Origin of the sequence: Shewanella waksmanii (assembly GCF_043643685.1) — a bacterium.
In the GTDB taxonomy this organism is placed as follows: Bacteria; Pseudomonadota; Gammaproteobacteria; order Enterobacterales; family Shewanellaceae; genus Shewanella; species Shewanella waksmanii_A.
The window spans coordinates 445,180-457,342 of the sequence record NZ_JBHZSN010000002.1; the positions used below are offsets into that span (position 1 = coordinate 445,180).

At 44.1% G+C, this 12,163-nt stretch carries 7 protein-coding genes; 4 read left to right on the top strand and 3 right to left on the bottom strand.

Translation table 11 applies throughout. The annotated features are described in order from the left end of the window. Nucleotides 1-19: 19 nt before the first annotated feature. On the bottom strand, nucleotides 20-286 hold the full coding sequence (locus ACHUFW_RS04810; protein ID WP_394201024.1) for a hypothetical protein: 267 nt from the start codon (nucleotides 284-286) through the stop codon (nucleotides 20-22). Between the two features lie 163 nt (nucleotides 287-449). On the opposite strand from ACHUFW_RS04810, the gene ACHUFW_RS04815 reads away from it, so the two are divergent. Next, nucleotides 450-2,402: a DNA topoisomerase III gene (locus tag ACHUFW_RS04815; protein ID WP_394201026.1), complete on the top strand. Its 1,953-nt coding sequence runs from the start codon at nucleotides 450-452 to the stop codon at nucleotides 2,400-2,402. A 45-nt stretch (nucleotides 2,403-2,447) separates the two neighbouring features. Here ACHUFW_RS04815 and ACHUFW_RS04820 read toward each other — a convergent pair whose 3' ends face one another. Both ACHUFW_RS04820 and ACHUFW_RS04825 read right to left on the bottom strand, forming a co-directional pair. After that, nucleotides 2,448-4,391, bottom strand: coding sequence for a glycoside hydrolase family 97 protein (locus ACHUFW_RS04820; RefSeq protein WP_394201027.1), 1,944 nt, complete (start codon nucleotides 4,389-4,391; stop codon nucleotides 2,448-2,450). 443 nt (nucleotides 4,392-4,834) lie between these two features. Then, nucleotides 4,835-7,642 (bottom strand): TonB-dependent receptor, encoded by a 2,808-nt coding sequence (locus ACHUFW_RS04825; protein ID WP_394201029.1) that lies wholly within the window; start codon nucleotides 7,640-7,642, stop codon nucleotides 4,835-4,837. Nucleotides 7,643-7,988: 346 nt separating this feature from the next. Here ACHUFW_RS04825 and ACHUFW_RS04830 point away from each other — a divergent pair, with 346 nt between their 5' ends. From ACHUFW_RS04830 to ACHUFW_RS04840, 3 genes are all read left to right on the top strand, one after another. Further along, nucleotides 7,989-8,864 (top strand): helix-turn-helix domain-containing protein, encoded by an 876-nt coding sequence (locus ACHUFW_RS04830; protein ID WP_394201031.1) that lies wholly within the window; start codon nucleotides 7,989-7,991, stop codon nucleotides 8,862-8,864. 172 nt (nucleotides 8,865-9,036) lie between these two features. Beyond that, entirely contained in the window at nucleotides 9,037-11,079 is a 2,043-nt protein-coding gene (locus ACHUFW_RS04835; RefSeq protein ID WP_394201032.1) for a hypothetical protein, read from the top strand. A gap of 671 nt (nucleotides 11,080-11,750) precedes the next feature. Continuing rightward, nucleotides 11,751-12,110, top strand: a complete 360-nt coding sequence (locus ACHUFW_RS04840; RefSeq protein ID WP_394201144.1) for a phosphate-starvation-inducible PsiE family protein — start codon at nucleotides 11,751-11,753, stop codon at nucleotides 12,108-12,110. Nucleotides 12,111-12,163 lie beyond the last annotated feature (53 nt).

The following is a 12,163-nucleotide window of genomic DNA, read 5'->3' on the forward strand; positions in this document are numbered from 1 at the left end:
ATGACTTTGCTGGGTAAACTTAACCAAGATGTACCATCCAAACTGCCATCCACAGCGCAAATAATACCGTTAAAGCGATTTTCTCGATGCGCTGTCCAAAACTGACTGACACTAAGGTATTAATGCAGGTCATAACGATTTGTGCGCTCACCAATAACATTAGAATTAAGGTTTTATCGTGCTCAAATAAGGGCAGAATTAATAGAGATACCGCTGTGAGCAACAGAAAATGGTAAACCAAAATATGATCAAGTCGATGATGAGATGGAGCCAATGTTGTGTGCATAGTGACTTACGCCTAAATGAAGTGTGATGTTATTTTATGTAAATGATAATTATTCTCAATTAAATTTACATAAAATGGTAAGCTGAAACGTAAAGACTGTGATTGCGGCAACAGATTTTATCGGTTAAAGTCACTGTTCATCCATACAGTATCAAAGCGTTTAATGATTTTATATATTGCGGAAAAACCCAGTTTAGGTAGAGCGATTGCCGATGTGTTGCCTAAGCCGCTTAAAAAAGGCGACGGATTTATTACTTCCGCGAACGGCGATTGTGTTTCTTGGTGTATTGGTCACCTGTTGGAGCAAGTCGAACCTGATGGCTATGATGCAGCCTATAAATCATGGAAGTTTGACCATTTGCCGATTGTGCCCAGCGAATGGAAAATGCGCCCTAAGCCTAAAACACGGTCTCAGTTGAGCGTGTTAAAAAAACTGGTCAAGCAAGCGCGTCAAATCGTTAATGCTGGCGATCCTGACAGAGAGGGACAATTACTGGTTGATGAGGTTATCGCGTACCTGGGGGTTAAAGGCGATAAGTTAGCGCAAACCCAACGCTTGCTTATTAGTGATTTAAACCCAAAAGCGGTGAAGCGCGCCTTAGGGATGCTGCGCAGTAATAAAGAATTTGTTCCTTTGTCTACCTCAGCGTTAGCACGGGCCAGAGCCGATTGGTTATATGGCATGAACATGACCCGTGCTTACACACTACAAGGGCGAAAAGTCGGCTATCAAGGGGTGTTATCAGTCGGCCGAGTGCAAACACCTTTGTTAGGGCTTGTGGTAAGGCGTGATAAAGAGATTGCTAATTTTGTTAGTCGGCCCTTTTATGAAGTGCATGCGCAGCTGACGACTGAGAGCCAAGAGCAATTTAGCGCTAAATGGCAACCCAGTGAAGCTTGCCGCCCCTATATGGATGAAGACGGTAGGGTGTTAGCCAAAGGGTTAGCTGAAAATGTTGTTGGCCGCATCAGTGACCAGCCTGCAAAGGTTGTCGATCTGCAAAGTAAGGACAAGCAACAAGCCGCGCCGCTGCCTTATAACTTGTCCGCACTGCAAATTGATGCCAGTAAACGTTTTGGTATGAGCGCAAAGCAAGTGTTAGACATCTGCCAAGCTTTATATGAGAAACATAAACTGCTGACCTACCCGCGTTCTGACAGTCGCTATTTGCCACAAGATCAATTTGCTTTGGCGCCCAAGGTGATTGAGGCAGTATTAACTGGGGCAAATGAGTTAGTCGACGGTAAACCTCAGCCCGATAGCAGCATTAAATCTAAAGCATGGAACGATAAAAAAGTTGATGCGCACCACGCCATTGTACCTACTGAAAAGGTTGCGGACCTTAGCAAGCTTAACCCCTCTGAGCGGCAATTGTATTTACAGGTTGCCCGTCAATATTTAGCCCAATTTTATCCACCTTATCGCTACCATGAGACGCAAGTCGATATAGAGATTGCCAAAGGCAGGTTTAGAACCAAAGCAAAACAGCAGCAGGCGCTGGGTTGGAAGGTATTGTGGCCTCAAAAGCAAGCTGATGATCTAGCTGAGTCAGGGCAATCAGCTGAAGCTATGCAAACTTTACCGCCATTAACAATAGGGCAAGAGCTGCATTCGGGCGACGCCCAGCTTGTGGAAAAACACACTCAAGCGCCTAAGCCATTTACCGATGCAACGCTATTGAGTGCGATGACTGGCATAAATCGTTATGTTACCGATCCTGAGATCAGAAAGATTTTAAAAGACACTGATGGTTTGGGCACTGAGGCGACACGCGCAGGAATTATCGAGTTATTGTTTAAGCGGCAATTTATTGTGCGCCAGGGCAAGAGTATTGTGGCGACTGAAGTGGGCATAGGCTTGATAGATAGCCTACCTAGCTCAGCAACCACGCCGGATATGACCGCACTATGGGAAAGTCACTTAGATGCCATCAGTCGTAAAGAGGCTAAATACCAGAGTTTTATGGTGCCGCTTGAGGAGACATTACATCAATTAATTGCCCAAGCCGGCGCTCAACTTCCTACTGCATTACAAGGCGTTAGCGTGCCGCCAGCTAAAAAGCGCTTCTTTACTAAAAAGCGCTCGACCAAAAAAGCAGCTAAGAGACGCAGCTAAGTACTGGCCAAAATAGTGGCAGCAGAGATAGCACTCCCTGCTTTGCTAATTATCCAATTTAATCAGCTTGATCGCATAGCCACCGTTAGCGGCCATATTTACCGTTAACCTACTATTTGCTGTAACGCTGCCTCGCTCTAGCACGTAGTCCTCAGCAAATTTGTCGGCATTTATGCCATCTTTGAGTAATTCCATCTGATATTCGCCGCTACTGAGGAAGGAAAGATCAATATGATGTTGCCTTGGCTGATGATTGGTCATGCCGCCGATATACCAGTCATTGCCAAGGCGTCTGGCGATACTAAACTGCTCACCTATGGTCGCTGTTATGACTTTATAGTCATCCCATACGGTGGGGATTTGCGCGATAAATTGTGGCACTGCTGGCTCTGCTTGATAGCTGGTCGGTGTGTCCGCCAACATCTGTAGCGGGCTTTCATAGATGATATACATCGCCACCTGATGTGCCCGAGTGGTTAGGCTCATTGGCCGTGACCAGATCACCTTGAAATTTTTCTTCTGTGCGTTGCGCATAGCACCTGGGGTGTAGTCTAGCGGGCCTGCAATCATCCGGATAAAGGGAAGGTGTAGGTTATGGGTTGAGCTGACTTCTGACCATTTGTAGTTTTCGAGGCCACGAACCCCCTCGCGAGTCATCACATTGGGATAAGTTCTATGTAGGCCGGCGGGTTTGTATGAGCCATGAAAGTTAACCATGATTTTATATTTTGCTGCCATAGCGGCAGCTCGCCAATAGAAGTCAACTCGTTTGATACTGTCACTGTCCATAAAATCGATTTTTACACCATTTATCCCCCATTGGGCGTAGCGCTTAAAGGCTTGTTCCATATTACGATCAAGGCCACTAAACGGAACCCATAATTGAACACCAACGCCCTTACTCTTTGCGTGTTGAACGATCGCTTCGATATCAATACCCGGTAGCACTGTGAGCACATTTTCGTGGGTCGACCAACCATCATCAATGAGAATATTTTCAATACCATAATCCGCCGCGAAGTCAGCGTAATACTTGTAGGTTTCGGTATTGATCCCTGCCTTAAAATTGACACCTTTTAGATTGTTTTCGTTGTACCAATCCCATGCGATCTTACCGGGTTGTATCCAGTCGGTGTCTTTAAGGCGAGAGGGCTCTGCTAAGGTAAAACTCATCTGATTATCTAACAGTTCGGCATCAGTACGGGCAATGGCGATGATTCGCCAAGGGTAGTGACGATTTTTGCTAACGACGCCTAAATTGTCTAAGTACTCATCTTGCGAATTAAGCTCATTAGGGTGAACCCCAACGATATGCCCATGACTGTCTCCTTTTAACCATAATCCTGGAAACTGCTGCAAATCAGTTTCGGTGAGTAATACATTGATTCCACCTGCAACAAACAGCGCTGGTAAACTGCCCAGTTCATCTGCGTCGATACCCTTGGCTGAAATGGGTGAGAACTGAGGTTGAGTAGCGGTATTGAAACGTTTTTCAAATGGGAAATAGGCAAATGTACCATTGATGAAATTATAATTAACCAGCTCGGAAGTTAATACGCTCTTGCCCTTGAGTTGGCCGCTGAAACGGTAGGCTACGCCTTCATCAAAAGCACGAAAGGTGAGTTGGTGCTGATTTAGCTTGAGCGTAAGCTGGTTATAGCGGTTAGCCACTTTGGCACTGCGCACTTTGACGATAGGGGTTAGGGTTTCATCGATGGAGTTGCGGCTAACGGATTGTACCTTAGGTTTGACTCCAAATTGGGTGCCATCTTCAAACATCATCGCGATCTGTGACGGCTTAATGATGGTTTGGCCATCGACACTGACTTGATAACTGACTTTATCTTTGACAGACACTTCGAGAGTAATACTGCCATCGGGTGAGGTGACTTGATAGCTTTTGCCGTTCGCCATAAAGGTTGGTAGTAAAAGTAATGTTAGCCATAAATGGGATTGCCAAGTGACTAAGCGGTATAAGCGATGCAACATGTTCATATTCTCCTACTTCAATGGTTGCTTATAAGGAACATAATTAAGCGAGTTAAACCGTATTGAATCATTTCGGCTGCAAGGTAGGCGCATGAAAACCGAGCCAATGTTTCCTAAAAAATCACCTTAGGAGTGGTGACGTGTTTGCAATTGATGTAAAACACAACAAGATAACAATCATGCTATTCGGTAGTGAGAGCCATGGGCGTCAACTGATTGCAAATGACATATTGTGTAATTCTGCGCTAAGGGAAATTACGCTGATAGCAGCTAACGATAAAGAGATAGCTATTTATTGGACACAATGACTGATGTTCGACTTAGCCATTGCGGTGCTGTTAAAAAAGCGCCAGCGTTCTCTCGCTAGCAAAAAAGCCCACTGAATGCACAGTGGGCAAAATGATTACAGATATGGAGACCTCTGAATCATACGGCAAGGGAGTTTAGAATTTAAATCTGATGCCTGCTCGATAGCTTCGGCCCCAACTTGAGATATAGTCGACGTGACTCTTATCACCGTTGAGGTATTGCACATAGTCTGGGTCAAGCAGGTTGTTGGCTTCGAACGTGATGGTTAAGTGTTCATTGAGATCGTAACCCATCTGCATATCGAGCTGGCCCCATTCATCCACCTGTAGCGTTTCTGAAGCCCAGTCATTGATCTCATTTGACCAATACCACTGTTTGCCTAGGCTGTATTCGGAACGATAGTTATAAGCAAGATTGACCATGAATCCATGTTGTTCATAAAAGGCGACGATATTGTATTGGTGATCAGACAGTCCCTTAAAAGGTAATTGTTCACCATCATCAGTAAACTCACCAGATTCACTATTGTTGTAAGTGTAATTGGCGGAGATACCAAAGCCAGCTAAGGATTCCGGGAGGAAGGGATCGAAGGTTTGTAACCAGTTAAGTTCATAACCGCGAATACGCGACGCATTTTCATCATCATTATAGGGGCGTGTGACTTCAAATTCGGCTCCAGCAATCGTTTCCCTAGTTGGTTCATAGTTAACAAATCCATGAAGTTCTTTGTAATAGAAGGCTAAGTTAAGTGTGCCTTCGTCACTATAATACCACTCTAAGGTCGTATCGAGCTGGTCAGCATAGTATGGCTCTAATCCAGGGTCATTCTCATACAAAAAGTTTTCTGGTGGTGTTTTCTCTTCATTTTGCCATATGGAGGTAACCGGTGACAGTTGAGTTAGTGCTGGCCGCGAAATCGCTTGAGACAAAGATAGACGGAAGACCAAATCTTCGGTAAGGCCAAATTTTGAGTTAAAGCTGGGTAGTAGCTTACTGTAATCACCCTCAAATTCGACTAAGCCCACAATGTCAACGTCATCGGTGAATAAACCATCGGCATCGAAGACGATATTGGCAGGATCTTGCGAGTAACCCCATGACGTCACCGTGGTGTCGACGTAACGTAGGCCGAAATCTAACATGTAAGGAATATTCCAGAGTTCATCTTCCAGGATCAATTCGGCATAGGCATGGATAGTCTCCTCTTTTACTCCATAGGTGTTACCACCTGATAGGTTAGGTCGAGGTACTAAGTACTGATTGAATGCGTCTTCATCTAATTCACGGTAGTAATTGAATAAACCAGGGATGTTAATCCCTGCCCAAGTACTAGGGAGGTTGGCGTTAGAGTTACCCATGAAGTCATCAAAACTACCAGGGTTTAAGGCTGTGTCCGGTAGCGGCCCCCACAGGGTATTACCAGCGATTACGACTTTTTCGCTGTCAGGGGCATTTACCCATTCACTCTCTGTCGCGCCATTTCGAAATGTATAGGCGCTAGCGTTGTCCTGGTCCCAAAAGGTTTTGCCCTTATCCTGCATGTTGTAACCAGTACCGAATAGCACTTTGCTGATGATGCCACTCTCAGGTTCATAACTACCATCAAATAGAAAGTTTCCTGTTTTGTCTTTAACTTTGTCACCATTGATGCGGGCATACCAGCCGCCGTAATCGATATTCTCATCGAGAACAGTATCACCAAAGGTGATATCAGGGACGGCTTCGTTGTTATCCCAGTTCATGGTCAGGGTGTCAATCGCTGTGCGCACGACAACCCAGCTGACTGCAGCCGAGGCATCTTCTGCTTCTGAATAGGCCATATCGACGTTAAAGTTAAAATTGTCCCAAATATAATTGAGGTTGAGTCCCACTTGCATGGTATCGCTGTCACGCGGATTTTGCGCTTCCAGTAGCTCAGCGATGGCGGGAGAGTTCATGTTACCCGGCTCACCAATGATGATAGAGTTGCTGTGGCCATCAGCCCCAAAGTTGACCTGCTGGATGTTATCCATGTTTGTGCCTTCAAACAGTGCCAGTGAGATCATATTGCCGGTAGATTCTATTTCATACTTGGTATAAAGCGCATCAAAGTTAATATCCAACTCCGGTGTTGGTCGCCACTGTAAGGCGAAGGTACCGCCAGTACGTTCGCGTTTATCAGTACTCACCATGATATTCGGCCAGTTTGGCAATCGACCTGAAACGTTTTCATCACCATCAGGCAGTAGCTCAGCTTCACTCCATTCATGCCAGCCCCATTGGGCACTGTGGCTGTCAAACCGAGTAAATGAAGAGGTGTGATTAGCTGAAAACAGCAAGCCTAGTTCATCGTCAAGAAAGGTTTCACTGATGAGAAATGAAGCTTGGGGGTCAAATTCACCTGCGCGCTCGTTATAATAACCTTCTAGTGAACCTGCTAGGGTACTGCCCACTGAGAGGGGCTTAAGGGTGTCAATATTGATGATGGCACCGATACCGCCTTCCGGCAACGAGGCTTGTTGTGTTTTGTTTACTTGGATTCCGCCAATCAATTCGGCAGCAATAAGGTCGTAGTTAAAGTCTCTTCCTACTGTTTCAGAAGCAATTTTTCGACCATTAAGTGTGGTGACATTGTAGTTACCTGATAGCCCGCGCACTGTGATGCTTTGGCCTTCACCTCGTAGACGATTAACACTCACGCCAGGTATACGTTGCATCGCTTCTGCGACATTGCTGTCGGGAAACTTTCCGATATCTTCAGCCACTAATGCATCGACAACATTATCGGCTTCCTTTTTGATAGATTGGGCTTCTTTAAGGCTGCTTAATACACCGCGAACTTCAATGACCTCGATCTCATCCTCTTCGGTTTCAGTGTTGTTTTTTATCTCTTCATCGGCATAAACCGAAAATGATGTCGCCAAAGCAAGGCTAATTGCAAAAGCAAGATAGTTACGTTTCATAGTATTCCCTTCATTCATTTCTAGTCACAGCACTAATTTATTTTTATTTAATTTTGGTCTGAATTAATCAGTGTCAAACATCAGTGATGAATATTTATCATTCACCGAACTTTAATATTTATAGCGCTTGTAAGATTTCGGTTACTTCCCGAAATAGCTCCTATGATTACCGTAAAATATCTCCCGCTTTGTCTTTTTAACGAGCGCTATAATATTTAGATTGAATTAATTTCATGTGTAACCCTCCTGTTTTTGGATATTAAGTTCCCATAAAATAGCTTTTATTTGTTAACGAAATGTTTTTGATGTAGGTTGAAATTCACCGTTAATTGTTAGGTAGTTTGCTATGTTTGAATGGGTAGAAAGAATTTCATTTAGCGAAGCGAGTCCGCTAACTGTTCAGGATCAAGATAATAAGTTTGGATTTCACCGCAAAACACCAGAGGTGATGGGTCACAGTCATTGGCATGGCCATATTGAGATAAATTACTTATTCGATTGCTCTGCAGACTACTTAATCAATGGTCAAGAAATATCGGTTCCAGAGGGAAGGATGATCATTTTTTGGGCATCTATTCCACATCAGATGACCGCATTTCGTGGCAAAGGTGAGATAGTAAATATCTATATTCCGCTACAAGCCTTTTTGACTTGGATGCTGCCAGGAAGTTTTGTAAGCCAACTACTGCATGGTGAGGTGATGGTTTCAGATAGTCTCTATTTTTGTGATAAGGAGTTGACTCATATTTGGGAAACCGATATCGCCAGTAATAACCCTTTGCTAGCCAGTCAAGTTATCAATGAAATTCGTGGCCGTATTAGGCGTATGGCAATTGAAGATTACAGCACCTATAACCTAGTTCAAAAAGTGAACTGTACTGTAGAGAAGTCAGTGGTTGGTGGCTTATCACATATACAGACAATGCTGAGGTATATCGCAGATAATTATGATCAAAAGATCACGATAGAAAATGTCTCAACCTCAACGGGCCTACACAAAAACTATGCGATGAAACTATTTAATAGAGTAATGAAGGTATCGATAAAGCAATATATTAATAAACTTAGGTTACAACATGCTCAAGCTTTGCTTATTGATACAGAGAATCCAGTTTTGAATATTGCATTAGAAGCAGGTTTTGGATCCGTAAGCCGTTTTTACGACATATTTCAACGTGAGTTTGGAATGTCACCTTTAGAGTTTCGTAAGAAGGTAGGGTAGAACATTTTGTACCACTACTTTTCAGTAAATTATTATTGTTTTAAGTAAGCTGAGTAGGAGATAATCGTGGTTCAATTAGGTGTGGCTATATAGGAGTCGCATAGTCATTAATAGTGTTTTAGATTGTGTAAATTTCAAATTTTAAATAATAAAACTGCATTATGAGAATTCTATGAGAGTATTAACTATTTCGTCTGCATGCGTATTCACATTATTATCAGCTTGTTCAAACGATACGAATGATAATCCAGTTGTGGCGTCTACTCCCAAAAGTCAAACTTACCTTAGTGAGTTAGCCGATACGCTGCATAATCGTTGGCAACTCAACGATGACAGCATTGTTTGGCAGGTTCAAGATAGCCATCAAGATCATATCGAGTTCAGTGGTGAGCAGGTATCGGCTATCATCTACTATGGTAGTGGTGAACAAGGTGAACTGCTGCTTAAGCGAAAGCTAGTATGGCCAATGTTGCGTACGATACCTAACGATACCCACGCCAGTCTGATCCATGATTTCCCGCTAGCGGTAACGCCGCCGGTGGAGCTCAATGGCGTGGCTGTGAAGTCAGAGCAGCTCAAACGAGTCGAGATCAACGGCCAGCTTGCCTTAGTGAGTGAGCTCAGTGATAAAGTTTCATTGACACGAACCCTTTCCCCAAGCACTGATAAACCACTTATGGTTGAACGGCTGCGCTTTACCAATGACGGAAATCAAGTAGCACAATTGGCACTAGGCCCGTTGCAGTACTCTGTGGATACAGAAAAAGCGCATGGCGTTTATGGAAGTTATCGGATTCAAGCTTCAAGTGAGCAGCAGGGGACCTATAAGCTTGCTCAAGGCGCGTCGTTGGATATTTATGTAAGTTATATGGCGACCAGAGAAGATGAACAGGTTAACTTTGATGGTCAACAGGAGCTTGAAAAGCGTCAAGCTTATGTTGCTAGCCTTAGTAGCAAACTGCAGTTGCAAACGCCTGATCCGATCATTAATAAGATGTTTGATTTTGCCAAGCTACGTGGCGCAGAGTCGATATTTCGAACTAAAGGTGGCTTGATGCACGGGCCGGGCGGTGGCCGGTATTATGCAGCGATCTGGGCCAACGACCAGGCAGAGTATATTAACCCGTTTTTTCCGTTTTTAGGGGATAACAACGGCAATGAATCGGCGATCAATAGCTTTAACCATTTCGCTCGCTTTATGAATGATGAGGGTCGCTATATTCCTTCATCGATTATTGCAGAAGGTGATGACTATTGGGATGGTGCAGGTGATCGGGGGGATTGTGCAATGATAGCCTATGGTGCCAGTCGCTTTGCATTAGCTTATGGTGATGTCGCACAAGCACAACAGTTAACGCCACTGATCGACTGGTGTATCGCCTACAGTTTTAATAAGCAGACGCCCCAAGGCGTGATCGCCTCGGACAGTGACGAACTGGAAGGGCGTTTTCCTGCGGGTGATGTTAATTTAAGTACCAATATGTTGACCTATGGCGCACTCATTTCGTCGACGCACCTTAATCGGGAGTTAGGTCGAATAGATGTTGCTAACGATTATCGCCAACGCGCGCAAAAGTTAGCCGTTGATATTGAAAACTACTTTGGTGCGAATGTACAGGGTTTTGATACCTATCGGTATTTTGAAGGTAATCAGAAGCTTAGGGCATGGATTGCACTACCGTTAACCTTTGGTGTGTATGACAGAAAAGATGAAACATTAGCAGCATTACTGTCTGATAAGCTATGGAGTGCCGATGGGATCTACAGTGAATCTGGTAATAGCACATTTTGGGATAGAGCCACGCTTTATGCCTTTAGAGGCATATTTGCCGCTAATGAAACCGATACCGCCATGCGTTACTTTAAATACTACTCGCGCAAACGTTTACTTGGTGAACATGTTCCCTATGCTGTCGAAGCGTGGCCAGAAGGAGATCAGCGCCACCTCTCTGCAGAAAGTGGCTTGTATGCTCGTGTCGTGACTGAAGGAATATTTGGCATTGAGCCTGTAGGACTGAAACGCTTTACCGCTGCGCCGAATCTACCGACTGGCTGGGATAATATGTGCTTGAATAAGGTCCAAGCTTTTAATACTGAATTTGATCTTTGTGTAGACCGAATGGCTACTGACTATCAAGTGAGTGTATCTCAAGTTGGAAAACCTAAGCAGGTATATCACTATAAAGGCGACAATAAGTTAACAATAAATCTATAGTCATAGCGGGCGAAATAGCTTACTTGAGTGCTAGCTTATCATTTTTCGCCCGCAGCCGGACTTCCGTGTTGCAGTAGCAATGTACATTGGGGAGTACACAGAGACAGACTTCGACCGCCGCGCTTTTTCGCCATCCTGGTAGAATTCATCAACTGGCTTAAGCGGATAGCCAGAGCAACTCGTCACTTGAAAAGCTGTTGTTTTGGTTACTCAGCAAATTACAGGGAATTGCGTTAAGGTTAGTACGATGTGCTTTTCGCCATAGGTCACAGCTGCTGTAATCAATAATAAGCCCTTGTGGGGATGCGACGACTTGGTAGCCATACATTTTTAGTGTGCTGAACTGGCGATTCACCTAGGTTGTTTACATCCTCAATCTCTTCGTTGCTTGATTAAACTTGGTGATTCGGCCATTACCACAAACTCACTATATCTCTTTCAACTGATCATCCATCGTTTCGTTTTGTTTCTTATTATTACCAATTGGTAAAAGACATTTGCTTAAATGGTTAATTATCATCTTGTGGGAAATAAATATACTAACGTCATTGATTCAATCGGCAAGGTCAGAGTGACCTGGTGTTTGGTGTAGAGGAGAGACTAATGGAAAAAATTGAACGTGAACCGTTAATCAACCCTTGGGTTTGATCATACATTATTCAGTTAGAGTATTGGCCCTGTTGATGACTTTAGTGATCCTTTGGTCGGTGGTGTATGTCGCGCAGATCTTAGCATCCGAAGTGTTGACTCCTCCCTATGGCTTAGTGGATATGAAGCACATTTTGACCATATTCGGCGCCTTCCTTGCAGTGCTTATTGCCATTGAGATATTTCAAAACATCACTGTCTACCTTAAAGAGGAGGTGATACATGTACAACTGGTGATTGCCACGGCGTTAATGGCCATATCGCGTAAAATTATTGTATTAGACTTTAAACAGACTCCCGCTGAATATGTTTGGGGAGCCGCTGCGGTGATCATTGCACTTGGGGTGACCTATTGGCTGATTGCCAATCGAACATCAAAATGACGTTACTTTCCACATCATGGGACTAGCACAGCTAACCCCATAAACCTTGATTG